A 25,188-nucleotide genomic window follows, 5' to 3' on the forward strand; every position below is an offset into this window, starting at 1 on the left:
TGCCACGGACGGCGTTCATCCGGTCGCTCGGTGATTACGACTTTCATCAGTTCGAGGCGGTCAAGCCTCACCCACACAGCCGACGACCGCACACTCTCGTCACCCATTCGGCCCAGCCGGGCGAGATTCTCAGTGGAACGCGTGGCGGCAAGTGTGCACGATCTTGTGTCCCGAACACGCACTGCACACGGCCGAATACAGCATGTCCGGCCTGACCTGGCCCCTTGCCGACGGGCGACCGGAGCCTTCGACGATCACCCCTACCCTCGACAGGGTGAACGACACGGTCGCGCGCCTCCGCCACTTCCTCGACACGTATCGGCCCCCCACGCCGTGCCTGGTGGTCGACGTCGACACCGTCGTCGACCGCTACACCCGGCTCGCCTCGGCGTTCGCCGGTTATCGGGTGCAGTACGCCGTCAAGGCCAACCCCCACCCGGCCGTGCTCCGGGCGTTGACCGCCGCGGGCGCCGCGTTCGACGTCGCCAGCCCCGGCGAGATCGACCTGTGCCTCGCCGCGGGAGCCGCGCCGACCTCGCTCTCGTACGGCAACACCATCAAGAAGCCGACCGACATCGCTCGGGCGTTCGCCGCGGGCGTGCGCGAGTACACCGTCGACGCGCGAAGCGACCTCGACAACCTCGCTCGACTCGCTCCGGGCGCCGAGGTGTCGGTCCGCCTGCTCGTCGAGGACGGCCCCGACTCGGTGACCCCGTTCGGCCACAAGTTCGGGTGCTGCGCGGAGGACGCGGTGCGGCTCCTGGTGCTGGCCTCCGAGCGCGGACTCGACCCGGTGGGCGTGAGCTTCCACGTGGGCTCGCAACAGCTCGATCCGGAGGCCTGGGACGTCGCCGTCGCCGAGGCCGCGAAGGTCTTCACGGCGACCGCCGAACGCGGCGTGCCGTTGCGCCGCCTGAACGTCGGGGGTGGCTTCGGCCTTCCGTACACCGGCGCCGCCCCGAGCACCGAGACCTACGCCGAGGCCGTCACGGCCGCCGTCCGGGCACACTTCCCGACCGTGCCCGAGCTGGTGTGCGAACCGGGACGGGCCGTGGTCGCCGAGGCCGGGCTGATCCGCAGCGAAGTCGTCGTCGTGTCCCGCAAGCGCCCCACGGACCCGCACCGGTGGGTCTTCCTCGACGTCGGTCGTTACAACGGCCTGGCCGAGACCGAGAACGAGGCGATCGCCTACCGCATCGAGGCCGTGGGTGACCAGTCGTCCGAGGACGGTCCCGTGATCATCGCCGGACCGACGTGCGATGGTGACGACGTGCTCTACCAGCGAACGCCGTACCGACTGCCGCTCTCGCTGCGCGCCGGGGACGTGGTCGACCTCCTCGACGCCGGTGCGTACACGGCCAGCTACTCGTCGGTGGCGTTCAACGGCATCGAGCCCTTGCGTACGTACTGCATCTCCGAAGGGAGGCTGATCAGTGCCGAGTGACGCCGCTCCGGTCGGAGCGTTCTCCGGCAGGCACGTGCTCGCCGAGCTGGACGGGATCGATCCGTCGCTGCTCGACGACGCGGAGTTCCTGCGCACCACGTTGGCGAGCACGTTGACCGACGCGGGCGCCACGGTGTGCGACGTCATCACCCATCGTTTCGAGCCGCAGGGTGTGACGGTCCTGGCGATGCTCGCCGAGTCGCACGCCTCCCTGCACACCTATCCGGAGCTGGGGGCGATGTTCGTCGACGTCTTCACGTGCGGGCACCGCGCCGACCCGGAACACGCCGTGCGACTGCTCGCCAAGGCACTCGGCGCCGAGGCCGAGACCATGTCCACGATCACCAGGGGCCGTCGGCCCTCGGAGGCAGGAGAACGATGAGCACACGCATCAGCGAACCGGTGGGACCCGGACTCACCCGCGTCTGGGAGGTCTCCGACGTCCTGGTGGACATGCGCACCGACTTCCAACACGTCGTGATCGGCCGCACCGCGCAGGGAGTGTCCCTGTTCTGCGACGACGAACGGCAGAGCACCGAGGCCAGCCAGCTCGTCTACCACGAAGCGCTCATGGTGCCGCCGATGTTGCTGGCTGACGAGGTCGACCGGGTCCTGATCATCGGCTCCAGTGAGGGCGTCGCCAGCCAGTTGGCCGTCGCCTACGGTGCCGAGCAGGTCGACCACGTCGACATCGACGCCGAGACGGTCCGCGCCTGCGCCACGCATCTGCCCTATGGCTACACGCCGGAGGAGTTGGCAGCGGCCGAACGCGGTGACGGGCGCGTGCGGGTGCACTACCGCGACGGCTGGGACTTTCTGGCCACCACCACGACCCGGTACGACGTCGTGGTGATCGACCTGCCGGACGAGAACGACGATCCGGACGCACAGCACAACCGGCTGTACGGGCCCGACTTCCTTCGCCGCTGCACCGAGGTGCTCGCACCGGGCGGGGTGGTCAGTTGTCAGGCAGGCTGTCCGACGCTCTGGCGTCACGACACCTTGCTCAGCGCCTGGGACCGGTTCACCGACGCCTTCGGCACGGTCGTGTACTTCGGCTCCGACGAGCACGAATGGGCGTTCCTGTCCGGCCGGCCGGACGTGCGGGACTCCCCGGTCGAGTCGATGGCCGAGGCGCTCGCGAGGTCGGCCTACCGACCGGAGTCCATCGACGCGGAGGCCCTGCGAGGCTGCACGGTGCCGCCGCGATCGGTGCGGATCAGAGCGGGCGCCCCTCGCTGACCCGGCGGGTCACGGCGCGTTCGGCGACGAAGGAGAAGAAGGGCACGCATCCGGCGAGCAGCACGCCGATCGTGCCCTTCACCGACCAGCGAGCCTTCAGCGCCAGGTCGACCGCGAGCACGAGGTAGACCATGTAGATCACGCCGTGGATCGGCGAGTACACGGCCGAGGGCCCCGGGTTGTCGAACACGTACCGGATCACCATGACCACGACCAACCCGAGCAGACCGAGCCCGGTCACGAAGGCCGCCGCCCGGAAGCGCTTCAACGGCTTCGTCAGGTCGGCCTTCGTCGTCTCGTCCCGCGCGGTCGTCACCATGTCAGTTCCTCTCCTGCTCACGGGCGTTCAGTTGCGCCAGGTAGGCGTTGTACTCCGCCAGCGCCGCGTCCTCGTCGTCCCAGTCGGCCGGTGCGTCGTCGCGTGCACGGGGCGTCGGGCTCGGGGACTTCACCTCGACCCGCTGCGACGGAGCCGCCACCGGTTCACTCGCCGTCGGCTCGCTCGGCGCGTGTGACGGGGCCGCGTCCTCCCGCGTGGCCGCCGTCGGCTCGCTCTGTGAGCCGGCCTGCCGACGCAAGCGGGCCAATCGCCAGAACATGAACGCGGGGAAGAGACCGAACAGCGGCCACTGCAACACATAACCCAAGTTCTGGAAGCTGCCGCCCGCCGACGTGAACCGCTCCCACTGCCACCAGGCCAGCCCGCAGCAGACGGCGAGGCTCAACATACACACGGCGGAGACGAGGAGCGCGCGCGTGAGGGCGGTGCGACGATCGGGCACGCCTCCGACGCTAGCACTCCCCTCGGCGGGTCCGGCCGCTCGCCCGGTTTCGCCTGTGATGTCCGTCCAGTCGCTGACAGCGACGCGACCTCAATCGCGCTCGGCGGAGTTGCGCACGAGTTCGGCGTAGTGCGCGGCGAGCGCGAACACGGTACGCGCGTACTCCACGGACCGGTTGTACGACAGAACGGCGTCCCACCAACCCTCGCCCGTTGCCACGTCGCGACCGTGTGCGCACAGGTAGAAGCCGGCGGTCAGAGCGGCGTCGTCGATCTGGTGCGGGTCCGCCTTCCCGTCGCCGGAGGCGTCGACGCCCACGAGCGCCCAGGTGCTGGGGATGAACTGCATCGGCCCCACGGCTCGGTCGTACCGGGTGTCGCCGTCCAACCGGCCACCGTCGGTGTCCGCGATTGCCTTCACTCCCGGTGAGCCGTCGAGCGCGACCCCGATGATCGGCGGCGATGGTCGCCCGTCCTCGTCGATCACGGCACCACCGTGTCGTCCGTGATTGGACTCGACCCGCCCGAGACCGGCGAGCATCGTCCACGAGAGTCGACAGTCGGGCAGCTCCTCGCGCAGGACCAGTTCGGCGTTGCCGTACGCACGCAAGGCCCGGGCCGGGATGCCCACCACTGGAGCCAGCTCGTCGGCCCACTGGTCGAGCGTCCTGGCCTCGTCGGTGTCGCCCGGACGTCCCGGGCCGGTGTCCGGGTCATCGACCGGCGCCTCGCTGCCGACCTCGACGTCCGCGGGCGCGATCCCCCATGCGGGAATCGCGTCGGTCGTGGGCCCGGGCGGCGGCGCAGCGGCGGTGGTGAGCACCCACGTCCCACCCAGACCGACCGCGAGGACCACCAGGAGCGTCACGAACCGGCCCACCATGACTCGGCGAGCGCGGGGCGTTAGAGAGGACGTCGGCGACGACGCGCCGCGTGCTGCCTCGGAGGGCGTCACATCGAGGTCGGCCACCGATGCACGCCTTTCGGACCGGACCGAACACCGGTGGGGATCGAGGACACGAGGCCGCACTGTAGCCGGTGATCGGTATGGCCGACAACGACCTGCCGCTCCGACCGCGGCAGGTCGGGAAGCTCACCCCGCGGCGTCGCGACGCTGGCGCGAGAGCCGGGCGACGCACCACGCGGGCGCGCTGCCCCGGCGCAGGTGTTCCAGCACGGTCAGCGGGCCGAGTCGACGAGCCAGGTCACTCGGCACCAGACCGGCGGCACGGTAGTCGAGCGCGCGCTGGTCGAGCGGACTGACGCCCGCGTCCCACCACGCCTTGGCCTCCTCGACGTCACCGACCATCTGCCACCAGCCCGCCGCGGCGGCCAGGAGATCGAGTGGCGCGTCGGGCAGCCGTTCCTGCATCGCCTCCACGAAGTCGGGGTCGGCGAGGTCGACCGGAGCCCATCGCGCCGTGCCGGTTCCCCCACGTTGCCCGGGGATGCCGGGGATCTTCACCTCGGTCCGGGGGATCTCCGCCAGCCAGGCGGAGGCGATGCGGCGGACTTCCTTCTCCTCCGCGCTCTGTTCCCGTTCCGCCGCCCACTGCCGGATCACCGCGTCAACTCCGGGATCTCGCATGCCTGCCTCCTTCGCAACCCACTTCCGTGGTTCCTCAAGGACTGGTCGAGCACCATCTGCAGATTTCGAAGCGTGATTTCTCGGGTACCGCGGGTCACGCAATGTGAGCACCGTAGGAGAGCTCACCGACGCTCCGGAAGAGGTCAGGCGTGCACTCTTTCTCCGACCTGTGATTTCAGGGCTGTAATCCACCCGTTTGCCGCAGCGAAACGGCCCGAAACGCCTTGTTGATCACGCTCCGTGGCCGTCGATACGTGGGCAGCACAAGGTCCGGCGCCCGAAGACGACGGGTGCCGGACCTTGTGACGAATGGGGTCAGGTGAACAGACTCTGGAAGAACGTGACGATCGCTTCGGCACCGTCCTGCAACCAGGCCAATGCCGAACGCACGGCGTCCGCGGACTCCAGGGGCCGCGAGATGAGCAGGAACAACACGAGCGCGACGGCACCGAAAATCAAGAACTTCTTCAGGCCCGGCGACATGTTCCCACCCGATTCCGTCTCGTTGCTACCTCACCGCGTTCCGCTGCGCGATCACGCCGTTCGGCGCGCCACCAGCTCCCTCATCATGCCTGATCGACCATCGCACCGACGGCCAATCACGCGAAGGAGGCACCGCCACGTACCGCTCGACCGAGCCTAGAAGATCGCCGGTACGTCGACCGGCACCAACACGCCGATCGCGCGGTGTCGTCTCAACCGATCGCGCCCGCCGCCCGCAGCGACTCGATCTCCTCGTCGCCGTACCCGAGTTCGCCCAGCACCTCGGCGGTGTCGGCTCCTCTGCGGTGCGGCGGGTGTGGCCGTTGCGGAGGAGTGCGGTCGAACTTCGGCCCCGGCGCCGGTTGCGGCACACCGTCGATCTCGACGAACGTGCCTCGGGCGGCGTTGTGCGGATGATCCGCCGCCTCCCACGGGGACAACACCGGCGTCAGACACGCGTCCGTGCCCTCGGCCTTGGCCACGAGCTCGTCGCGCGTGTGTCGGCCGATGGCCTCCGCCAGGATCTCCCGTAGCCGCGACCAGTTCCGCGGGTCCAGATGGGACGGCACCGTCTCCGGGTCGAGTCCCAGCACATCGATCAGCGCGCGGAAGAACTTCGTCTCGATCGCGCCCACGGCGACGTACCGGCCGTCCGCGGTTTCGTAGGTGTCGTAGAACGGCGCGCCTCCGTCGAGGATGTTCTCCCCGCGCTCGCCCTCCCACAGCCCACTCGCCTTCAACCCGAACAAGTGCGTGGTGAGCAACGCCGATCCGTCCACCATGGACGCGTCCACCACCTGCCCTCGGCCCGACGTCTGTCGCTCGACGAGTGCGGCCAGCACCCCCATGGCGAGGTACATCCCACCGCCGCCGAAGTCGGCGAGGAAGTTCACCGGCGGCACCGGCCGGTCGCCTCGCCGACCGATCGGGTGCAGCGCGCCCGACAGGCCGATGTAGTTGATGTCGTGCCCGGCCGTGTGGGCGAGCGGCCCATCCTGTCCCCACCCTGTGATCCGTCCGTAGACGACGCGCGGATTGCGGGCGTGGACGTCGGCGGGCCCGAGTCCCATTCGTTCGGTGACGCCGGGACGGAAGCCCTCGACGAACACGTCGGCCTTCTCGACCAGCCGCAGCACCACCTCGACACCCTCGGGCGTCTTCGTGTCGACCGCGATGGTCCTGCGGCCACGAAGCAGCGGGTCCTTCGGCATGGCCAACACGTCCTCGCCCTCGACGACGCGGTCGATGCGGACGACCTCGGCGCCGAGGTCCGCGAGGATCGTGCAGGCGAAGGGCGCCGGGGCCAGGCCGGCCAGTTCGACGACCCTCAACCCACGCAGCGGCCCGGACTTGCTCGCGTTCACCAATGTCGCCTTTCTGTCACGGTCCTCGCGCCTCAGAGGGTCCGCGAGATGATGTCCTTCATGATCTCGTTCGTTCCACCGAAGATGCGCGAGATCCGCACGTCGGCCCATGCTCGCGCGATCGGGTACTCGGTCATGTAGCCGTAGCCGCCGAACAACTGCAGGCAGTCGTCGACCACCTTGTTGACCCGCTCGGTGGTCCAGAGCTTCACCATGGCCGCGCCCTGGACGTCGAGTTCGCCCCGGAGGTGCCGCTCGATGCACTGGTCGAGGAACGCGCGCGCGACCGCCGCCTCGGTGGCGGCCTCGGCCAGCGTGAACTTGGTGTTCTGGAAGGTGAACACCGGGCGTCCGAAGGCCGTGCGCTCCTTCGTGTAGGCGATCGTCTGGTCGATCGCACTCTCCATGCCGGCGACGGCGGTGACCGCGATGATGAGCCGCTCCTGCGGAAGCTGCTGCATCAGCTGGACGAAGCCCTGTCCCTCGGTCTCCCCCAGCAGGTTCTCCACGGGGACGCGCACGTCGTCGAAGAACAGCTCCGCCGTGTCCTGCCCGTGCATGCCGATCTTGTCGAGCACCCGTCCCCGCCGGAACCCGGGCGTGGAGGTCTCCACGACGAGCAGCGAGATGCCCTTGGCCCCCGCGTCCGGGTCGGTCTTGACGGCGACGATCACGAGGTCGGCCAGCCCACCGTTGGTGATGAACGTCTTCGCGCCGTTGACGACGTAGTGGTCGCCGTCTCGCACCGCCCTGGTGGCGATCGACTGGAGGTCGGAGCCGGTACCGGGTTCCGTCATGGCGATCGCGCCCACGTACTCGCCGCTCGCGAGTTTCGGCAGCCACTCGCGCTTCTTCTCCTCGGAGGCGTACGCGAGCAGGTAGTGCGCGACGATGCCGTTGTGCACGGTGACGCCCCATGCGCTGTCACCGGCCCTGGCCTGCTCCTCGTAGAGCACAGCCTCGTGCGCGAAGGTGCCGCCCCCGCCGCCGTACTCCTCCGGGATCGACAGGGCGAGCAGACCCACCTCGCCCGCCTTCGTCCACACCTCGCGGTCGATGTGCTTCTGCTCGGCCCAGCGAGCCTGATGCGGCACGAGTTCGTTGCGGCAGAACGTCCGCGCGAGGTCGCGCACGTCGTCCAGTTCCTCCGTCAGCCACGACGACCTCGGGTTCTGCAGCGGCACTGGCGCTCTCCCCTCGAAAAACCATACGGCTGTAAGGTAAGTTCCGACTGGAATGTACGGCACTCTCCTCGTCCGGTAAAGGAGTCGCGCGACCATGCCGGAACGCAGGCCGGAACGCAGGCCGGAACGCAGGCATCGCACCCAGGCCGAGCGGCGGGCCCAGACCCGGACCGCCCTGCTCGACGCCACCATCACGTGTCTGGTCGAGCTGGGCTACGCCCGCACGTCGATGCAGGAGATCTGCGCCAGGGCCGGTGTCTCCAAGGGCGCGGCGCAGCACCACTTCGCCGACAAGGCCGCGATGATGGCCGCGGCCGTCGCGCACCTGACGAGCCGGTTGGCCGAGCGCAACGTGCCCGACGAGGCGGAGCTGCCGGACGGGCCGGAACGCGTCGGCGCGGTCATCGACCTGCTGTGGCGGTCGTACTCGGGCACGCTCGCGACCGCCGCGATGGAACTCTGGACCGCCGCCCGCACCGATCCCACGCTCGCTGCGGCAATGCGACCGGTCGACAAGGCGCTCGGCCGCGCCACGCTCGACCGACTCGCCGCGCTGGTCGGCGACGTCCCGCGCGAGCGACTCGACACGATCTTCTGGCTCACCGTCAATCTCACGCGCGGTCTCGCCCTCGACGCCGAGCTGGGTGGTGACCCACACCGCAGAGAGCAGTTGCTCCGGGAGTGGAAACGCGTGGCGACGACCCTGTGCTCCGCGCCCTGAACGTCGGGCAGGCCGGTGCTCCACGCCGCGTCGACCGCGTCGGCACGATCCCGTGTTGTCGCCGTACCCCCACCGCCGTCGCCGGTATGCTCACGCCGGAACGTATCTACTCCCCAGTAACAACTCGGTGCGTGGAGGTGCCATGACCGGCGCGGATACCAAGGCAGCGAAGCCCAGGCCCGGCACCATCGGAGGCGTCGTCGGCGCCCCGGTCGCGGCCAGGGCGGACGCCCTCGTCGAGCGAGCGGTCACCGGCCCCGACGCCGAGTCGGTGACCATGACCGCGCCGTTCACCGGACTGCGGACCGCCGTGCTTCCCCAGATCTCCGACGAGTCGACCCGCGCCGCGTTCGCCAGGGCCAGGCGGGCGCAACCCTCGTGGGCAGCCACCAGCGTCGCGCATCGGCAACGCGTCCTGCGGCGACTGCACGAACTCGTCCTCTCCCGGCAGAAGGAAGGGCTCGACCTCATCCAGGTCGAGGCAGGCAAGGCCCGACTCGACGCGTTCGACGAGATCAGCGCGACAGCCCTCGTGGCGGACTACTACGGCAGGCACAGCGCCCGCCTCCTGGCACCCCGGCGCGCCCCCGGCGCCCTGCCGGTCCTCACCCGTGCCACGCACACCCGCCAGCCACGCGGTGTCGTCGGCGTCATCTCACCGTGGAACTACCCGCTCGCGCTGACGGCGATGGACGTGCTCCCCGCGCTCGCCGCAGGCAACACGGTCGTGCAGAAACCCGACAACCAGACCGCCCTCTCCGCGTTGTGGCTGCACGAGCTCGCGGGCGAGGCCGGGCTGCCTCGCGACGCCTGGCAGATCGTGCTCGGCAGGGGGTCGGTGATCGGCGACGCGATCGTCGATGAGTCCGACTACCTGTGCTTCACCGGGTCCACCCCGACGGGCAAGCGCCTGGCCACCGCCGTCGCGGGGCGGCTGACGGGCTACTCGCTCGAACTGGGCGGCAAGAATCCGATGATCGTCCTGCAGGACGCCGACGTCGTGAAGGCGGCGGCGGGTGCGGTGTCCGCGTGCTTCGCCTCGGCCGGGCAGTTGTGCGTGTCGGTCGAACGGATCTACGTCCACGAGAGTGTCCGGCGGCGCTTCCTCGCGGAGTTCGCGCGCCGTGCCAACGCGTTGGTGATGGGCGGTTCGCTCGATTACCACGCGGACATGGGGTCGCTGACCACACCGGAGCAACTCCGGGCCGTCTCGGCGCACGTCGACGACGCGCGGGCGCACGGAGCGACCGTGGTGGCGGGCGGGAACCCTCGGCCCGACGTCGGCCCGTTGTTCTACGAACCGACGATCCTCACCGACGTCCCGCCCACGGCCGCCGCCTTCGCGGACGAGACGTTCGGGCCCGTGGTCTCGGTGTACGGCTTCACCGACGTCGAGGACGCGATCGCGAGGGCCAACGAGACCGCCTACGGCCTCAACGCCAGCGTCTGGTCGCGCGACACCCGCCGCGCCCGTCACGTCGCGACTCGGCTGAAGGCGGGCACGGTCAACGTCAACGAGGGCTACGCCGCCACGTTCGGCACGGTCGCCGTCCCCATGGGCGGGATGAAGGAGTCGGGCGTCGGGCGGCGCAACGGACCCGAAGGTCTGCTCAAGTACACCGAGTCGCAGTCGATCGCCGTCCAGAAGGGAATCCGGTTGCGGCCGCCTCGGGCGATCCCCGGTGCGGTGTGGACGGCGGCGCTGACGGCCGGGCTACGCCTGTTGCGCAGGCTGCCAGGCCGCTGATCCACGGCCCTACCGCTTCCGCCGTCTCGGTTTCGTCGGAACGGTGTCCGGGGTGAGCAGGCCGCGGTCGTAGGCGATGGCCACGGCCTCCGCGCGCCTGTTCGCCCCGAGCTTGCCCATCGCCCGCGACAGGTGGACGCTCACGGTCTTCTCGCTGATGAAGAGCCGTTCGCCGACCTGCCGGTTGGTCAGTCCCTCGGCGACGAGTTCGAGCACGGCGCGTTCGCGGGCGGTCAACGGATCGACGACGTCGCGCCGGGGCCGGGCTCCGGGCAGAGCGATCCGTGCCCGCCGGGCGAGGTCCTCGACCGCGTCCCGCAACGGCGCCGCGCCCAGCCGCCGCGCGACGGCGTGGGTGTCGGACAGCTCGCGAGTGGCCCGGTCGTGATCGCCCGCCTCCAGAAGAGCCTCGGCGAGCCGGCGGCGGCACAGCGCCTGCTCGTACACGGCGCCGAACCCGAACGCGGCGACGGCCTCCTCCCACAGGGCAGCGTCGGCGGCACCGTCGAGGCCGTCCGTGGCGGCGCGGGCCCGTGCCAACCACGCCGTGCCCTCCGGTCCGATGGTGCCGCTGCGAGGCATTCCCTCGGCCACGGTGCGTTCGACCTGCTCCCAGAGCGTCCGTCCGGTCTCGACGGCCTCCCGCTCCCCCGCGGTGTCCCGCGTCCGTCGCGCGTCCGCCGCCCAGTCCCCGCACGCCTCGATGCCGAGCGCGCCGAGCCGCACGTTCAGCAGGCCGCGGGGAAGGATGCGGCGCGCACGCTCCATGCCGTCGGTCACCGCGGTCACGGCCTTGCGGTACTCGCCGCGCCAGGACGCCAGTTCGGCGCCACCCGCCGCCGCGGCGGCGACGACCCACAGGTCCACACCACGTCGATCACCGTCCTCCGGGTGCAGCAACGCCAGCATCCGGTCCGCGTCCTCGAACCGCCCACGAGCGACCAGGATGTGCAACCACGTCGACTGGAGAATCGCGGTGACCAGGTCGGACACGCCGGCTTCCGGTCGGTCCTGTTCCGACTCGTCGGGCCAGTCACCCATGGTGTAGCGCAGGCCGAGCAACCGGGTTCGCGCCGACAGTCCGAGCGGCGACCAGGTGAGCCCGGACTCCGCCGCGCGCTGCGCCGTGTGTCGGTACAGCCGCAGCGCCTCGGAGAGTTCGGCCTGGTCGTCGTAGCTGAGGGCCCGGTAGTAGCCCGCACGGAGTTCAACATCGAGCGCGTCGGCTGCCTGTGCCTCGCGTTCGGCCTGCAGCAACAGCTCGCGCGCGGTGTCGAGGTCGCCCCGCACGTCGGCGAGCACGCCCTGGATGGTGAGCGCCGCGGCGTGCGGCGCGGCGGCACCTGCGGCCTTCGCCGCCTCGGCTGCGGCGCGGGCGCTGTCCTCGGCGTCGTCGAACCGGCCGACTCCCCGCAACACCTGGGCCCGAGTAGCGAGCACCCAGGCCTGCTCGGTGGTCGCCTCTCCGTCGGCGACGAGGGACCACGCCCGGTCGATGGCGTCGACGGCCTCGTCGTACGTTCCCTCCAGCGTCATCAGCGCCTCGGCGAGACGCCGCCAGATCGCCGCCCGGCGCAGCACCGGACAGTCGTCCACCCGCCGGGCCGCCTCGCGCGCGTAGGCGATCGCGCGTTCGGGCTCCCCGGAGCGAGCGGCGAGCTCGGACGCGGAGAGCAGCAGCGTCGTCTCGTCCCGATCGGACGGTCGACGGTCGGCGGGAACGGCATCCCAGATCTCCAGCGCCTCCTCCACGTGCCGCAGTGCGGACCCGGGTGCGCCGAGTTCCTCGGCCTCGTCCGCGGCCTTCAGCAGCGCGGTCAACGCGGTCGGCAGGTCCCGGCAGCGCAGACTGTGGTAGGCCAGCCGGGCGTTGCTGCCCCGCGACGGAGGCATCGCCGCGATGCGTGCCGCGTAGGCCGCGTGCATGCGGGACCGTTCGCCGGGCAACAGGTCGTGGTACACCGCCTCCCGCAGCAACGCGTGCCGGAACCGGTAACCACCGCGGTCGACCACCAGGACGTGGTGGTGCACCGCCTCCCGCAGCGCCTCCTCCACGTCGAGCACCCCCACCCCGGCGACCTCGGCGACGGCCTTGTCCGCCACCTTCACCCCCGCGACCGCCACCGCACGCAGCACTCCCCTGGTCTGCGCCGAGAGCTGGTCGAGACGGGTCAGCAGCACGTCGGCGAGTCCGTCGGGCACGTTGTCACCGGACGCACCCGCGGCGACCAGTTCCTCGGCGAAGAACGGGTTGCCCTCGCACCGGCGCACGAGCTGCTCCAGCGTGTCGGGCGGCAGGGGGCTCTCCGCGAGCGCGGTGAGGAACGCCCTGGCCTCGTCGTCCGACAGCGGCGGCACGTCGACCCGCTCGACGGCCGCCGACCGAACCAGCTCCGCCAGCAGAGGACGCAGCGGGTGACGCCGATGCACCTCCTCGGCCCGGTAGGTGGCCAGCACCAGCAGCCGTCGGCCTCCCAGTCGTCCCATGAGGAACGACAGCAGATCGCGGGTGGCGCCGTCGGCCCAGTGCAGGTCCTCCAGCGCCAACACCACCGGGCGCGTGCGGGCGAGCGCGTCCAGCACGCCCAACACGGCGTCGAACAGGCGAAGCTGCCCGAGGTCGTGTTCCGTGCGGACCCTTCGAATGTCCTGTTCGGACGCCGCCGAGCGACCGGGATGGTGCCGACCGCTCGGGGCGACCCACAACTGCGGTACGAGTGTGGACAGTGCGGGCCAGGCGGCCACCGCGTCGACCACGTCCGCGTCGTCGGACGCGGCCAGCGCCCCCAACGCCTCGGTGAACGGGAGGTACGGAAGCCCTCCTTCGTCCACGTCGAGGCACTGCCCGGTGAGCACCAGGCAGCCGCGGCTGGCCGCCTCGGACGTGAGTTCCCGCAGCAACCTGGTCTTGCCGACGCCCGCGTCACCGGCGAGCAGCGCTCCTCGCCCCCTGCCCTGCTCGGCGTCGTCGAGAGCGGCTTGCAACCGGCGCAGTTGCGGCACACGTCCCACCAGCGGCAGTGTCAGACCGAGTCGAGGCACGACCCCATTGTCACCCATCCGGGTCACTTTCGGCCCGCACCAGGCCATTCGCGCCGGGCGCCGCTCACGGGAACTCACGCCCCCACCCGGCACCGCCGTCACCGCATCCGGCCGCCGTGCTGGCGGTCCCGCAGGGCCGCGACGATCCCGCGTCGAGCTCCACCACGGCCTGCTCCCCGCGTGGTGCGCCGGTTCCGCCGCCGCAACTGCTCGGCGCGGTAGTCCACCTCGGCCCACGTCGAGTCCATCGCCCAGTCGGAAATCCTCATGTCTCCACCCCTCATGTCGTCCACGTCGTGCTGACGTCGTCAACTGTGGTGCGAAGGGGCGGGCCCGGGCATCGGTCGATCACGTCACCCCGAAACGCATTCGACCCCTTACCTCCCGCTCCGGGCACGTAAGGGGTCGAACGAGAACCCTCAGCTCAGGTCGAGCTCACCGGCTCGCGCCGCGTCGAGGAAGGCCTGCCACTGGCGTGCGGACAGCCGCAGCATGCCGCCCGTCGGGTTCTTCGAGTCGCGCACGGCGGCACCGTCGTCGGTGAAGGCGATCTCGACGCAGTCGTTGCCGCCGCCGCTGTAGCTGCTCTTGCGCCACTCGAGCATGGCCAGGTTGGTGTCGGCCACCATCCCACTCCTTCGTCAGCTCCGTGTCGGAGTCGTTGTCATCTGGCACACCGTCGCGCCGCGTCGGCGATGACATCGAGCGAGTCGTCCGGCTTGAGCGCGGCGGCTCGCAAATGATCGAACATCAACGCGTACCTACGCACGTCGGCTTCCAATTCCAGATAGAGGCCGCTGTTCGTGCTGTCCACATAAACCACGTCGGGGTCCGCGGGCTCGGGAAACCCCAGGATGAGAAAGGGCCCCTCCATGCCCGGATGGGCTCCGGCCTCGAAGGGAACCACCTGAACGGTGACGTGTGGCAGACGCGCAATTTCACACAATTGAGTGAATTGCTCGGCCATGACGTCATGGCCGCCGACCATGCGGCGCAGGACCGCCTCGTCGATGACCGCCCAGTACTCGGGCGGGTTCGGGTCGCGGAGCAGCCGCTGCCGCGCCATCCTCGCCGCGACGCGGCGGTCGATCTCGGCATCCTCGGCACCCGGCCGCATCGCCCTGATCACCGCGCGGGCGTAGCGCTCGGTCTGCAAGAGTCCCGGCACCAGCAGCGCCTGGAACGCCTTGAGGGAACTGGCGTCGGCCTCCAGCCCCACGAACGCACCTGTGAAGACCTCGTTGTACGCGTGCCACCACCCGCGTTTGCGTGCCTCGCGCGCGAGTTGGACGAGCGCCTCCTGGTCGTCGCCCTGGACCCCGTACAGCTCCAACATGTCCCGGACGTCCCGAGGGGTGACCCCGACATGGCCCGTCTCGATTCGACTGATCTTCGAAGCCGAACATTCGAGCTTCTCGCCCACCTCGTCGATGGTGAGTGCGGCCTTCTCCCGGAGCCGCCGCAACTCGCCAGCCAGTCTTCGCCGCCGTACGGTCGGGCCGTGCCCTCGGCTCATGACTCACCTCCGGTTGGTTTTTCCGCGCATATCTAACCAGGGCGTCACAGTGGGCCGGACGGGACGACAACGGACGGTAAGGCAGGAATCCCCGATCGATGGACTGCAATTTGCACGAGGGGGTTGTATGCTCGCTGATGCTCGCGGACAACCAACGACCGTTCCGTTAATACGAAAACCGGGAGAGCATGGTGGCCGGGCGCAATCTCATCGTCACTCCGTTACAGGAGAGCGTGCATCGTAAACTCGACGAAATCACGCACTCGGTACACACGACCTCCCCACGGATCCGCCAGGAACTGGACGGTCTCAGCGTCGCGTTGCTGGCCGGAGCACTGCGGACGGTGCTCGCCGAACATCGACCCGACTCCAGTGGACACTGCACGCTGTGTCACGGCAGACGCAGGCCTTTCGCCCGCAAGCGCGGACCGCTGCCCTGCCGGGCCTATCTCGCCGCCCAGGTGGCCCTGGTTCCCGACGAGCCGGCGACGCCGAGCAGTTCCGCGATCCCCTCGGGTCACCGGCTCCGGGAACGGACGGCCTTCTTCCTCTCCTGAGGGCTTCCTTCCCGACCGTGCTGGTCGAGCGCGTGCCTCCCGCGCTCGACCAGCGACGTCGAACTCGCGTGTCACAGCACGCGGATGAGCCCTTCCTGCACCACGGTGGCGATCAGCGTGCCGTCGCGCGCGAACAACCGGCCCGTCGCGAGCGCGCGTGCGTTCGACGCCGTGGGCGAGTCGCTGTCGTAGAGGAACCACTCGTCCGCCCGGAAGGGCCGGTGGAACCACAGCGCGTGGTCGAGGCTCGCCCCGAGGACCTTGTCGAGTCCCCAGTACACCCCGTGCCGGGCCAATGTGGAGTCCAACAGGGTCAGGTCGGACGCGTAGGTGAGCACGCAGACGTGCAGGAGCCGATCGTCCGGCAGGGTGCCGTCGGCCCGCATCCACACCTGATTGCGTGCCGGACGCTCGTCGGTCTCCCGCGTCACCCACGGCGGGTCGTTGACGTACCGGACGTCGATCGGCCTCGGCTGCGCCCGCATGGCCAACTTGTTCTCGTAGCCGACGGCACGCTCGGCCAACGTCGGCAGCGACTCGGGATCGGGCACGTCCGGCATCGGCTCCGCGTGCTCCACACCGGACTCCTCGACCTGGAACGAGGCCGAGAGCGAGAAGATCGCCTTGCCGTGCTGGATGGCCACCACCCGTCGGGTGGTGAACGACCGGCCGTCCCGGATGCGGTCCACCTCGTAGATGATCGGGACCGTCGGGTCGCCGGGGCGGATGAAGTACGCGTGCAGCGAGTGGACGCCACGCTCACTCGGCACCGTGCGCCCCGCGGCGACCAGAGCCTGACCCGCGACCTGCCCACCGAACACCCTGGTGGGCGAGTTCGGCGGACTCACGCCCCGGAAGATGTTCTCCTCGATCTTCTCGAGGTCCAGCAGAGCGACGAGCCTGTCGAGCACGCGCTGCCCGCCCGCTCCGCCTTCGGCGTCGAACCCGGACGCAGCCTGCCTTGCCAGCTCAGTCATACCGACGATTCAACACCCTGCACCGAGCCGCGCCCATGGTCGGTTCATCAGGCGAGATCGTCCTCACCCAGGCGGTGCACGCGGATGAGGTTGGTCGAGCCGACGGTGCCGGGCGGGGAACCGGCCACGATCACCACGAGGTCGCCGCGCTGGTACCGGCCGGTCTCCAACATCGCGTGGTCCACCTGCTCGATCATGCGGTCGGTGGAGTCGACCTGGGCGACGAGCCGTGCCGTGGTACCCCAGGTCATCGCGAGCTGGCGGCGCACGCTCTCCACCGGCGTGAAGGCCAGCAGTGGGAGCCGCGTGTGCAGCCGCGCGAGCCTGCGCACCGTGTCACCGGACTGGGTGAAGGCCACGAGCGCCTTCGCGTTGAGCCGCTCGCCGATGTCCTTGGCGGCGTAGGAGATGACTCCCCGCTTGGTCCGAGGCACGTGGCTCAGCGGCGGCACGGCGGGCATGTCCGCCTCGACGGCCTGGATGATGCGGCTCATGGTCTCGACGGTCTCGATCGGGTACCGGCCGACGCTGGTCTCGCCGGAGAGCATCACCGCGTCGGTGCCGTCGAGCACCGCGTTGGCCACGTCGGACGCCTCCGCACGTGTCGGACGCGAGTTGCTCATCATCGAGTCGAGCATCTGGGTCGCGACGATGACCGGCTTCGCGTTTTCCCGCGCGATCTGGATGGCCCGCTTCTGCACCAGCGGCACCTGCTCCAGCGGCAGTTCGACGCCGAGGTCGCCACGCGCCACCATGAGGCCGTCGAAGGCGAGCACGATCGCTTCGAGGTTGGAGGCCGCCTCGGGCTTCTCCAACTTGGCGATCACCGGGACCCGCCCCTTGCCGACCCGGTCCATGACCTGGTGCACGAGGTCGATGTCGGCGGGCGACCGCACGAACGACAGCGCCACGAAGTCGACACCGAGCTCCAGCGCGAACTCGAGGTCCTCGATGTCCTTCTCGGAGAGCGCGGGCACCGACACGTCCATACCGGGCAGCGAGACACCCTTGTTGTTGCTGACGGGACCACCCTCGGTGACCTCGCAGACGACGTCCGGGCCCTCCACACGCTGCACGACGAGCCCGACCTTGCCGTCGTCGACGAGGAGCCGGTCACCCGCCCTGGCGTCCTTCGCCAGTCCCTTGTACGTGGTGGAGACACGGTCGTGCGTGCCCGCCACGTCCTCGACGGTGATTCGCACGATGTCGCCGGTGCGCCACTCGACGGGGCCACCCGCGAACGTGCCCAGTCGGATCTTCGGCCCCTGCAGGTCGGCCAGAATGCCCACGGCGCGTCCCGACTCGGCGGCCGCGGCCCGGATGAGGTCGTAGACCTGCTTGTGATCCCCGTGGCTACCGTGGCTGAAGTTCATCCTCGCCACGTCCATGCCTGCTTCGACGAGCGCCCGGACCTTGTCCGCCGTCGCCGTAGCCGGGCCTAGGGTACATACGATTTTCGCTCGTCTACTCACACCCGAACAGCGTAGCCGCTACGCCCGGGTACGTCTGTACCGATCCCGAAAACGTCGGCCGGAGCGCACCGGACAGCACGCTCCGGCCGACGGGTCAGTAGGCGAGGTCGAACACCCACGCACCCAGTGTGTACGCCCCGAGCGTGATGATGACCAGCGCGATCGCGTTGAGCCAGGCGCCGCCCTTGACCATCTGTCCGATGGTGACGTGACCGGTGCCGAACACGATCGCGTTCGGCGGGGTCGCGACAGGCAGCATGAAGGCGCAGGTGGCGGCCAACGCGGCGGGCACGACCAGGACCATCGGCCCGTGTCCGAGTCCCACGGCGACCCCACCCAGGATCGGCAGGAACGCCGCCGCCGTCGCCGTGTTGCTCGTCAGTTCGGTCAGCAGGAGCACGAGCAACGCGACCACGGCCGCCAGCAGGATCAGCGGCAGGGCTTCGAGCGCCCCGACGCGCTCACCGATCCACTCCGACAGTCCGGTGTCGGTGAAGTGCTTCGACAGGCTCAGCCCACCACCGAAGAGCAGCAGGATTCCCCACGGCAGTTCCTTCGCCGTCTCCCAGTCGAGCGTGCGCACGTTCCGCCGGGTGTCGACCGGCAGTGCGAACAGCAGCACCGCCGCGGTGAGGGCGATCCCGGCGTCGCTGATGTCGTCCAGCCACGGCAGCGCGTTCGCCACCGCGTCGACGTCGGCGAGCATGGGGATGACGATCCACGACAGCGCGGCCAGCACGAAGATCGTCAGCGCGTTCCATTCGCCCCGGCTCATCGGACCGAGGTCGTCGAGTTGTTGCCGGATCAGCTCCCGTCCACCGGGCAACGACGTCAGCCGTGGGCGGAAGACCCGAGTGAGCACGAACCAGGCGATCACGAGGAAGACGACCGCGATGGGCAGGCCGAAGAGCATCCACTTGCCGAAGGAGATCGTGATGTCGAAGTTCTCCTCCAGGTAGCCCACCAGCAGCGTGTTCGGCGGAGTGCCGATGATCGTGGCCAGCGATCCGATGGACGCGGAGTAGGCGATGCCCAGCATCAGTGCCGTGGCGAAGTTGGGGTCGCCCTTGCCGTCACCGAGTTGGGAGACGAGCCCGAGCACGGACAGCCCGATGGGCATCATCATCACGGCGGTGGCGGTGTTGCTCACCCACATGCTGATGAACCCGGTCGCGATCATGAACCCGGCGATCAGCATCACCGGCTTCGTCCCCACCGCGAGCACCGTGCGCAGCGCGATGCGCTTGTGCAGGTTCCACCGCTGCATCGCCAGGGCGATCATGAACCCGCCCATGAAGAGGAAGATGATGTCGTCGGCGTAGGGAGCCGCGGCGTCGCCGATGTCGCTGACCCCGAGGAACGGGAACAACACGAGCGGCAGCAGCGCCGTGGCGGCCAACGGCAGGGCCTCCGTGACCCACCAGACGGCCATCAGCACGGCGACGGCGGCCGTGATCTTGCCGGGGTTGGCGAGGCTGTCGGGCAGGAGCAGGAAGACGGCGATCGCGAGTACCGGTCCGAGCGCCATGCCGATCCAGGGACGACGGGGCGCCGCCGACTCGGGCGAGGCGCTCGCGGACTCACTCCGCATGGACTGTGCCATGACTCACCTCCATCGCTGAGTGTCCGGAAGGTACCGCTTCCCCGCGGCTCTCTCACTCGATCGCGCGATGCTGAGGTCGTCTTGTGATCATCGGAGCGTGCACAGAGGGGTCCAGACGACACGAGGCCACCGGCCGAGCCGGTGACCTCGCTCGGGTGACCTCGAAACGTCAGCCGAAGAACACCTCGGCCTCGGCATAGCGTTCCGTCGGCACGGTCTTCAGCTCCGCGGTGGCCTCGGCGAGCTTCACCCGGGTGATGTCGGTTCCCCGCAACGCCACCATCACGCCGAAGTCGCCCTCGGCCACGGCGTCCACGGCGTGCAGGCCGAAGCGCGTGGCGAGCACCCGGTCGTACGCCGTCGGAGTCCCGCCGCGCTGCACGTGGCCGAGCACCACCGCCCGCGACTCCTTGCCGGTGCGCGCGGAGATCTCGTCGGCGAGCCACGTGCCCACGCCGCCCAGCCGGACGTGCCCGAACGCGTCCGTCTCCCCGCTCTGCAGGACCGCCGCGCCGCCCTCGGGCAGCGCTCCCTCGGCCACGACGATGATCGGCGCGTACTCCCGCTCGAATCGCCGTTCCACCCACTCGACGACCTTGTCCACGGAGAACGGCCGCTCGGGGACGAGGATGACGCTCGCGCCGCCCGCGAGTCCCGAGTGGAGGGCGATCCAGCCCGCGTGCCTGCCCATGACCTCCACGACGAGCGCACGGTGATGCGACTCGGCGGTGGTGTGCAGCCGGTCGATCGCCTCGGTCGCGATGTGCACGGCGGTGTCGAAGCCGAACGTGTAGTCGGTGGCGCCGAGGTCGTTGTCGATGGTCTTCGGGACACCCACGACCTTCACGCCGTCGTCGCCCAGTCGCTTCGCGACCCCGAGAGTGTCCTCACCGCCGATGGCCACGAGTGCGTCGATGCCCTTCTCTGCCAGCACCCGCTTGATGGTGTCGGCGCCACCCTCCTCCTTGTACGGGTTGGTGCGGGAGGAACGGAGGATCGTGCCGCCGCGGGTGAGGATGCCCTCGACGTCGTCGCGGGACAGCCAGGACCCGGTACCCGTGAGAGGGCCGCGCCAGCCGTCGCGGAAACCGAAGATCTCCCATCCGTGGACCTCGATGCCCTTCAGGACGACCGCGCGGATCACCGCGTTCAGACCGGGGCAGTCGCCGCCGCCGGTCAGCACACCGACTCGCATGTCTCGCGCCTTCCCGTTGTTCTACGTCACACCGTCGCCGACAGAGTAGCCCGGGTCACACGTGATCGGTCGGCTCGATCGGGCGCCTGCTACAGTCTCCGTCGTGCAGCGCTTCTATTTCTGGTTTAGCGGGCCGGCCCGGGGTGGGTCGGTCGGCGAGACCGTGCGCTGACCGTCAACCTCCGAGCCGGACGACAAGCCGGCTCGGCAGCGTGGCACTCCCACCCGGCGAGGCGGCTTGCGGAAAGGAAGCCCCGATGCCGAACAACTCGACCACGGACGCCACTACCGACGTCCCCCTCGCCGTGTCGGCCGATCCGACGACGGCCCTCGACGATCTGCGCACCTCGCGCGTCAGTCCACTGCTCTCACCGGCGCTGCTGCGCGCCGAACATCCCGTCACGCCCGCGGCGGCCAAGACCGTCACGCTCGGCAGGCGTGACACCGTGGACATCCTCGACGGACGCGACGACCGCCTGTTGGTGGTGGTCGGTCCGTGCTCCGTGCACGATCCCGAGGCGGCCTTGCACTACGCCCGCCTGTTGTCGGAGCACGCCGAACGCGTTCGCGACGACGTGTGTGTCGTCATGCGCGTCTACTTCGAGAAGCCGAGGACCACGCTGGGCTGGAAGGGACTCATCAACGATCCGGACCTCGACGGCACGTACGCCGTCAACAAGGGGCTGCGGCTGGCCCGCCAGCTTCTGCTCGACATCTCCGAACTCGGTCTGCCCGTGGGCTCGGAGTTCCTCGACCCGATCACGCCGCAGTTCATCGCCGACACGGTGACGTGGGGGTCGATCGGCGCGCGCACTGCGGCGAGCCAGGTGCATCGACAGTTGTGCAGCGCTCTGTCCATGCCGGTGGGCATCAAGAACTCCACCGAGGGCGACGTCCAGGTCGCGGTGGACGCCGTGCGCGCCGCAGGAGCCGGACACGTGTTCCCCGGCATCAACGCCGACGGGCTCGCCGCGCTGGTGACCACCTCGGGCAATCCCGACTGCCACGTCATCCTGCGCGGTGGTTCGGCGGGGCCGAACTACGACGCCGAGACCGTGGCCGACACCCTGGCCCGACTGCGCAAGGCCGGGCTGCCGGAACGCGTGGTGGTCGACGCGAGTCACGGCAACAGCCGCAAGGACCACGTGCGCCAGGCCGGTGTCGTCGGCGAGCTCGCCGCGCGCATCGCGGCGGGCGAACAGGGCATCACGGGCGTGATGATGGAGAGCTTCCTCGAAGCGGGTCGGCAGGACCTGACCCTCGGCAAGGCGGAGGACCTGGACTACGGCCGTAGTATCACCGACGCCTGTCTCGACTGGCCCACCACGGCGGCACTGCTCGACGAGCTCGCCGCCGCGGTGCGTGCCCGCAGGGCTGCCGCCACCTCGCACTGAGGCGACTCAGGCGCCGGGGAACCCGGTCCGCCGGGCGAGATCCTGGCGGGCCTGCTCGATCACTCGCCAGCGTTCGAGATTGTGGCGGGCGTCGGCGAGTGCGTCGTGGGCGTCGTCGGGCGCAGCCGGAAGCTTCGGCCGCCCGACGTCCTCCCACCGCTGTCGCAGGTCGCGGGTGAAGCGCGGCAACTGGCGCGGCAACGCGGGCATCGGCCCCCACAACTGGGCGAGGGCCACGTGGTCGTAGGCGGCATACCACGCCCACAGCTCGATACCGCCCCGCGGGCGGCCCAGGAAGTCGAGCAGATCGTCGCGGATGCGTTCGCGGCTGCGCCAGGCCCGGTCGCCGGGCGACGGGAGTTTCGCGAGCACGTGTTCCCGCACCCAGGGACCGGCCTTCGCCGGGTCGAACTCCGTGGACACCGCGTAGAACTCGCGGCCCGCCTCGTCCACGACACCTATCGAGACGAGCTCGATGGTCTTGCCGTCCTCGATGAATTCGGTGTCGTAGAAGAACCGCACGCCGGGCACGGTACTCGACGGCTGCGCGGGGTCCGACGCCCGGTCAGCCCGCCTGCGACTCGGGCATCCTCGCGGCGTCCCTGGCGTCGACCTGCACGGGGACGACCGGGCGCAGACCCGCCTTCTCGGCGGCGATGAGTTCCTTCGCCTTGGCCGCGTAGACGTCGACGTACTCCTGGCCGGAGAGTTCCATCAGCGCGTACATGATCTCGTCGGTGATCGACCGCTCCACGAACCGGTCGCCCGCGAGTCCCTCGTAGCGCGAGAAGTCCAGCGGCTTGCCGAAGTGGATCTCCAGCCGACGCGGCCACCACATCTTCGAGCCGATCGGGTTGACCTTCTCGGTGCCGATCATGGCCACGGGGATGACCGGGACCTTCGCGTCCAGGGCGATCCGCGCGACGCCGGTCTTGCCCTTGTAGAGCCGCCCGTCCGGGGAGCGGGTGCCCTCGGGATAGATGCCGAGCAGGTGCCCCTCCCGCAGCAGCCGGACGGCGGTGTCGATGGCCGCCTGGGCGGCCGTGCCCCCGGAGCGGTCGATCGGGAACTGCCCCACGCCCTTGAAGAACCACTTCTTGAGCCTGCCCTTGAACCCGGGCTCGGTGAAGTACTCCTGCTTGGCGGGGAAGGTGACCCGGCGCGGAACCCGGTTCGGCATGAAGAACGAGTCGGCCACGGCGAGGTGGTTGCTCGCCAGGATGGCGCCGCCCTCGGAGGGGACGTTCTCGAGTCCCGTGACCTTGGTCGGCCACAGCAAGCGCAGGAGAGGCCCCAGCAGCACGTACTTCATGAGCCAATACAGCACTTGCTTCCTGCTCCCTCTCCGGCGACGGGTACTCGAAACGGGATGGACAACCGACGGAACAGCGTACGAACCCTCGGTGTCGGCGCACAACACGCCTCCCGCCTTGAATACCGCACCGCGACGCAGCTCACACCACCGACCTGAAGATCACGGGTCCGCAAGTGGCCACACTGAACGAGGGCGATCCGTGCGAACATGAGGTGATGCCGCTTCGAGGGAGGATCACCGGGCATGCCTGTGCTCGCCGGCGCTGAACCTTTTGTCCATGACGGCTCCCGCGAGGTCGGCGTGCTCCTGTGCCACGGCTTCACGAGCACGCCGGCGACCATGCGCCCCTGGGGCGAGCACCTCGCCGAGACGGGCTACACCGTGCGCTGTCCTCGGCTGCCCGGACACGGCACCACCTGGCAGGAGTGCAACCGCACCCGCTGGCCCGACTGGTACGGCTGCGTGCGGGAGTCCTTCGCCGAGCTGTCACAGCGGTGTTCGTCGGTGTTCGTCTTCGGCCTGTCGATGGGAGGCACGCTCGCGCTGCGGCTGGCCGAGGACCTCGGCGACGCCGTCAGCGGCGTCGTGCTGGTGAATCCGTCGGTGCTCACCCGCAGACTCGACGCCCGGCTGGCGGCGCTGGTGGCTCCGGTGTTGCCGTCGGCGCGGGCCCTCGCCGGAGACATCGCCAAACCCGGCGCCGTCGAGTTGGCGTACGACCGCACCCCGGTGCGGGCACTCGCGAGTCTGACCCGGCTTTGGTCGTCGGTCCGGCGTGACCTGCCGAGGGTGACCCAGCCGTTGCTGCTCGCGCATTCAGCCGTCGATCACGTCGTGGAGCCGGTCAACGCCACCGTCGTCGCCGACAACGTGCGTAGCAAGGACCTGCGCGAGGTAGTGCTCCACAACAGCTACCACGTCGCCACGCTCGACAACGACGCACCGTTGCTGTTCCGGCACAGTGTGGAGTTCGTCGACTCCGTCAGACAGGTTGGTGCCCGATGAGCAGAACATCAGGAGCGGACGGGCCCGAGGACGTGGACGCCACGTTCGCGAAGATCGTGGCCGATCTCCGTGCCGAGGGGTTCGGCACCGACAGCGGTGACGACCTGCGTGATCTCGGGGACGGCGACGACGTCGACGATCTGCTGGTGGACACCGACGACGAGGAGGACGGCAGGCCCGGACGGACCCGGCTGCGCTCCTCCCGGGAGCCGGACGCACCGCCGCCCGCGTCGGGATGGCGGGAATCGCCGACGGGCTGGGACGAGACCATGCTCGGCGACGATCGGACCGCCGGGTTCGAGGACGACGACGAACACTTCGTCCCGCCCGAGCCTCCGCCGTTGCCCCGGCCGCGCAAGGGCGCGTTCGTGGTCCTGTTGTTCTTCGTGGTCGGTCTGCTGTTGCTCGTCGCTCCCGGGGCGATCGGGCTGGCGCAGTCGGTCGCGCTCCCGCTGGGCATGCTGTCGCTGGCCGTCGGCATCGCACTCGCGCTGTTGCGCGTCAAGCAGGGCCCGCCCGACGGGGCCGATCCCACCAACGGCGCCCAGGTCTGAGCTG

General features: G+C 69.8%; 26 protein-coding genes. 9 read left to right on the forward strand and 17 right to left on the reverse strand.

What is annotated here, in order from left to right; genetic code table 11:
• Positions 1-274 precede the first annotated feature (274 nt).
• The 3 genes from JAV51_RS04020 to JAV51_RS04030 are packed head-to-tail and all read left to right on the forward strand — an operon-like array spanning position 275 to position 2,686.
• Positions 275-1,444, forward strand: a complete 1,170-nt coding sequence (locus JAV51_RS04020; RefSeq protein ID WP_197319238.1) for a type III PLP-dependent enzyme — start codon at positions 275-277, stop codon at positions 1,442-1,444.
• Positions 1,434-1,826 carry an adenosylmethionine decarboxylase gene (gene speD, locus JAV51_RS04025; RefSeq protein WP_197319239.1) on the forward strand — a complete coding sequence of 131 codons (393 nt, stop codon included), beginning with the start codon at positions 1,434-1,436 and terminating at the stop codon, positions 1,824-1,826. The genes JAV51_RS04020 and speD overlap by 11 nt, the downstream gene beginning before the upstream one ends.
• On the forward strand, positions 1,823-2,686 hold the full coding sequence (locus JAV51_RS04030; protein ID WP_197319240.1) for a spermidine synthase: 864 nt from the start codon (positions 1,823-1,825) through the stop codon (positions 2,684-2,686). The genes speD and JAV51_RS04030 overlap by 4 nt, the downstream gene beginning before the upstream one ends.
• Here JAV51_RS04030 and JAV51_RS04035 read toward each other — a convergent pair.
• The 7 genes from JAV51_RS04035 to JAV51_RS04065 all read right to left on the reverse strand — a co-directional run bounded on the left by JAV51_RS04035 (position 2,664) and on the right by JAV51_RS04065 (position 8,086).
• Positions 2,664-3,005 carry a DUF3817 domain-containing protein gene (locus JAV51_RS04035; protein WP_197319241.1) on the reverse strand — a complete coding sequence of 114 codons (342 nt, stop codon included), beginning with the start codon at positions 3,003-3,005 and terminating at the stop codon, positions 2,664-2,666. The two genes, JAV51_RS04030 and JAV51_RS04035, sit on opposite strands and share 23 nt — an antisense overlap.
• Before the next feature lies 1 nt (position 3,006).
• A complete protein-coding gene (locus tag JAV51_RS04040) occupies positions 3,007-3,468 on the reverse strand; it encodes a transcriptional regulator (RefSeq protein WP_197319242.1) in 462 nt (153 codons plus the stop codon).
• A 90-nt stretch (positions 3,469-3,558) separates the two neighbouring features.
• Positions 3,559-4,350, reverse strand: a complete 792-nt coding sequence (locus JAV51_RS04045; protein WP_197319243.1) for a lytic transglycosylase domain-containing protein — start codon at positions 4,348-4,350, stop codon at positions 3,559-3,561.
• A 210-nt stretch (positions 4,351-4,560) separates the two neighbouring features.
• Positions 4,561-5,055, reverse strand: a complete 495-nt coding sequence (locus tag JAV51_RS04050) for a helix-turn-helix transcriptional regulator (RefSeq protein ID WP_197319244.1) — start codon at positions 5,053-5,055, stop codon at positions 4,561-4,563.
• A gap of 315 nt (positions 5,056-5,370) precedes the next feature.
• Positions 5,371-5,538: a hypothetical protein gene (locus JAV51_RS04055; protein WP_197319245.1), complete on the reverse strand. Its 168-nt coding sequence runs from the start codon at positions 5,536-5,538 to the stop codon at positions 5,371-5,373.
• A gap of 212 nt (positions 5,539-5,750) precedes the next feature.
• Positions 5,751-6,902 (reverse strand): CaiB/BaiF CoA-transferase family protein, encoded by a 1,152-nt coding sequence (locus tag JAV51_RS04060; protein WP_197319246.1) that lies wholly within the window; start codon positions 6,900-6,902, stop codon positions 5,751-5,753.
• Positions 6,903-6,934: 32 nt separating this feature from the next.
• A complete protein-coding gene (locus JAV51_RS04065; RefSeq protein WP_197319247.1) occupies positions 6,935-8,086 on the reverse strand; it encodes an acyl-CoA dehydrogenase family protein in 1,152 nt (383 codons plus the stop codon).
• Positions 8,087-8,180: 94 nt separating this feature from the next.
• Here JAV51_RS04065 and JAV51_RS04070 point away from each other — a divergent pair, with 94 nt between their 5' ends.
• Both JAV51_RS04070 and JAV51_RS04075 read left to right on the forward strand, forming a co-directional pair.
• Positions 8,181-8,807 carry a TetR/AcrR family transcriptional regulator gene (locus tag JAV51_RS04070; protein WP_197319248.1) on the forward strand — a complete coding sequence of 209 codons (627 nt, stop codon included), beginning with the start codon at positions 8,181-8,183 and terminating at the stop codon, positions 8,805-8,807.
• A gap of 142 nt (positions 8,808-8,949) precedes the next feature.
• A complete protein-coding gene (locus tag JAV51_RS04075) occupies positions 8,950-10,554 on the forward strand; it encodes a succinic semialdehyde dehydrogenase (RefSeq protein ID WP_197319249.1) in 1,605 nt (534 codons plus the stop codon).
• 9 nt (positions 10,555-10,563) lie between these two features.
• Here JAV51_RS04075 and JAV51_RS04080 read toward each other — a convergent pair whose 3' ends face one another.
• The 4 genes from JAV51_RS04080 to JAV51_RS04095 form a co-directional block, all read right to left on the reverse strand.
• On the reverse strand, positions 10,564-13,614 hold the full coding sequence (locus JAV51_RS04080; protein WP_197319250.1) for a helix-turn-helix transcriptional regulator: 3,051 nt from the start codon (positions 13,612-13,614) through the stop codon (positions 10,564-10,566).
• Positions 13,615-13,694: 80 nt separating this feature from the next.
• Positions 13,695-13,865, reverse strand: coding sequence for a hypothetical protein (locus JAV51_RS04085; protein ID WP_197319251.1), 171 nt, complete (start codon positions 13,863-13,865; stop codon positions 13,695-13,697).
• Positions 13,866-14,015: 150 nt separating this feature from the next.
• Positions 14,016-14,225: a DUF397 domain-containing protein gene (locus JAV51_RS04090; RefSeq protein WP_197319252.1), complete on the reverse strand. Its 210-nt coding sequence runs from the start codon at positions 14,223-14,225 to the stop codon at positions 14,016-14,018.
• A gap of 35 nt (positions 14,226-14,260) precedes the next feature.
• A complete protein-coding gene (locus JAV51_RS04095; RefSeq protein ID WP_197319253.1) occupies positions 14,261-15,112 on the reverse strand; it encodes a helix-turn-helix transcriptional regulator in 852 nt (283 codons plus the stop codon).
• Between the two features lie 233 nt (positions 15,113-15,345).
• Between JAV51_RS04095 and JAV51_RS04100 the strand changes: the two genes are divergently transcribed.
• Positions 15,346-15,669, forward strand: a complete 324-nt coding sequence (locus JAV51_RS04100) for a hypothetical protein (protein WP_307845727.1) — start codon at positions 15,346-15,348, stop codon at positions 15,667-15,669.
• A gap of 71 nt (positions 15,670-15,740) precedes the next feature.
• Here JAV51_RS04100 and tesB read toward each other — a convergent pair whose 3' ends face one another.
• From tesB to JAV51_RS04120, 4 genes are all read right to left on the reverse strand, one after another.
• On the reverse strand, positions 15,741-16,646 hold the full coding sequence (gene tesB, locus JAV51_RS04105) for an acyl-CoA thioesterase II (RefSeq protein WP_197319255.1): 906 nt from the start codon (positions 16,644-16,646) through the stop codon (positions 15,741-15,743).
• A 47-nt stretch (positions 16,647-16,693) separates the two neighbouring features.
• A complete protein-coding gene (gene pyk / locus JAV51_RS04110) occupies positions 16,694-18,118 on the reverse strand; it encodes a pyruvate kinase (RefSeq protein ID WP_197319256.1) in 1,425 nt (474 codons plus the stop codon).
• A 94-nt stretch (positions 18,119-18,212) separates the two neighbouring features.
• The gene (locus JAV51_RS04115; RefSeq protein ID WP_197319257.1) at positions 18,213-19,721 is read right to left on the reverse strand and encodes a DASS family sodium-coupled anion symporter; all 1,509 of its coding nucleotides are present in this window, start codon (positions 19,719-19,721) and stop codon (positions 18,213-18,215) included.
• Positions 19,722-19,890: 169 nt separating this feature from the next.
• Positions 19,891-20,916 carry a 6-phosphofructokinase gene (locus tag JAV51_RS04120; RefSeq protein ID WP_197319258.1) on the reverse strand — a complete coding sequence of 342 codons (1,026 nt, stop codon included), beginning with the start codon at positions 20,914-20,916 and terminating at the stop codon, positions 19,891-19,893.
• Between the two features lie 257 nt (positions 20,917-21,173).
• On the opposite strand from JAV51_RS04120, the gene JAV51_RS04125 reads away from it, so the two are divergent.
• On the forward strand, positions 21,174-22,310 hold the full coding sequence (locus JAV51_RS04125; protein ID WP_231641189.1) for a 3-deoxy-7-phosphoheptulonate synthase: 1,137 nt from the start codon (positions 21,174-21,176) through the stop codon (positions 22,308-22,310).
• 6 nt (positions 22,311-22,316) lie between these two features.
• On the opposite strand, the gene JAV51_RS04130 is transcribed toward JAV51_RS04125, so the two are convergent.
• Together JAV51_RS04130 and JAV51_RS04135 are read right to left on the reverse strand one after the other, a co-directional pair.
• The gene (locus JAV51_RS04130; protein WP_197319259.1) at positions 22,317-22,832 is read right to left on the reverse strand and encodes a polyadenylate-specific 3'-exoribonuclease AS; all 516 of its coding nucleotides are present in this window, start codon (positions 22,830-22,832) and stop codon (positions 22,317-22,319) included.
• Between the two features lie 43 nt (positions 22,833-22,875).
• On the reverse strand, positions 22,876-23,637 hold the full coding sequence (locus JAV51_RS04135; RefSeq protein ID WP_197319260.1) for a 1-acyl-sn-glycerol-3-phosphate acyltransferase: 762 nt from the start codon (positions 23,635-23,637) through the stop codon (positions 22,876-22,878).
• 231 nt (positions 23,638-23,868) lie between these two features.
• Between JAV51_RS04135 and JAV51_RS04140 the strand changes: the two genes are divergently transcribed.
• Complete coding sequence (locus JAV51_RS04140; protein WP_197319261.1) at positions 23,869-24,630, forward strand: carboxylesterase; 762 nt, start codon at positions 23,869-23,871, stop codon at positions 24,628-24,630.
• On the forward strand, positions 24,627-25,184 hold the full coding sequence (locus JAV51_RS04145) for a hypothetical protein (protein WP_197319262.1): 558 nt from the start codon (positions 24,627-24,629) through the stop codon (positions 25,182-25,184). The genes JAV51_RS04140 and JAV51_RS04145 overlap by 4 nt, the downstream gene beginning before the upstream one ends.
• The last annotated feature ends 4 nt before the right edge of the window (positions 25,185-25,188 follow it).

The organism is Saccharomonospora sp. NB11 (genome assembly GCF_015910535.1).
GTDB lineage: Bacteria > Actinomycetota > Actinomycetes > Mycobacteriales > Pseudonocardiaceae > Saccharomonospora.

Coding starts and splice junctions, on each gene's coding strand:
- JAV51_RS04035 (WP_197319241.1), bottom strand. CDS start 3,005: ATGGTGACGACCGCGCGGGACGAGACGACGAAGGCCGACCTGACGAAG.
- JAV51_RS04120 (WP_197319258.1), bottom strand. CDS start 20,916: ATGCGAGTCGGTGTGCTGACCGGCGGCGGCGACTGCCCCGGTCTGAAC.
- JAV51_RS04140 (WP_197319261.1), top strand. CDS start 23,869: ATGCCTGTGCTCGCCGGCGCTGAACCTTTTGTCCATGACGGCTCCCGC.
- JAV51_RS04080 (WP_197319250.1), bottom strand. CDS start 13,614: ATGGGTGACAATGGGGTCGTGCCTCGACTCGGTCTGACACTGCCGCTG.
- JAV51_RS04075 (WP_197319249.1), top strand. CDS start 8,950: ATGACCGGCGCGGATACCAAGGCAGCGAAGCCCAGGCCCGGCACCATC.
- JAV51_RS04045 (WP_197319243.1), bottom strand. CDS start 4,350: ATGGTGGGCCGGTTCGTGACGCTCCTGGTGGTCCTCGCGGTCGGTCTG.
- JAV51_RS04145 (WP_197319262.1), top strand. CDS start 24,627: ATGAGCAGAACATCAGGAGCGGACGGGCCCGAGGACGTGGACGCCACG.
- JAV51_RS04125 (WP_231641189.1), top strand. CDS start 21,174: ATGCCGAACAACTCGACCACGGACGCCACTACCGACGTCCCCCTCGCC.
- JAV51_RS04070 (WP_197319248.1), top strand. CDS start 8,181: ATGCCGGAACGCAGGCCGGAACGCAGGCCGGAACGCAGGCATCGCACC.
- JAV51_RS04085 (WP_197319251.1), bottom strand. CDS start 13,865: ATGAGGATTTCCGACTGGGCGATGGACTCGACGTGGGCCGAGGTGGAC.
- JAV51_RS04090 (WP_197319252.1), bottom strand. CDS start 14,225: ATGGTGGCCGACACCAACCTGGCCATGCTCGAGTGGCGCAAGAGCAGC.
- tesB (WP_197319255.1), bottom strand. CDS start 16,646: ATGACTGAGCTGGCAAGGCAGGCTGCGTCCGGGTTCGACGCCGAAGGC.
- JAV51_RS04115 (WP_197319257.1), bottom strand. CDS start 19,721: ATGGCACAGTCCATGCGGAGTGAGTCCGCGAGCGCCTCGCCCGAGTCG.
- JAV51_RS04055 (WP_197319245.1), bottom strand. CDS start 5,538: ATGTCGCCGGGCCTGAAGAAGTTCTTGATTTTCGGTGCCGTCGCGCTC.
- JAV51_RS04050 (WP_197319244.1), bottom strand. CDS start 5,055: ATGCGAGATCCCGGAGTTGACGCGGTGATCCGGCAGTGGGCGGCGGAA.
- JAV51_RS04095 (WP_197319253.1), bottom strand. CDS start 15,112: ATGAGCCGAGGGCACGGCCCGACCGTACGGCGGCGAAGACTGGCTGGC.
- JAV51_RS04030 (WP_197319240.1), top strand. CDS start 1,823: ATGAGCACACGCATCAGCGAACCGGTGGGACCCGGACTCACCCGCGTC.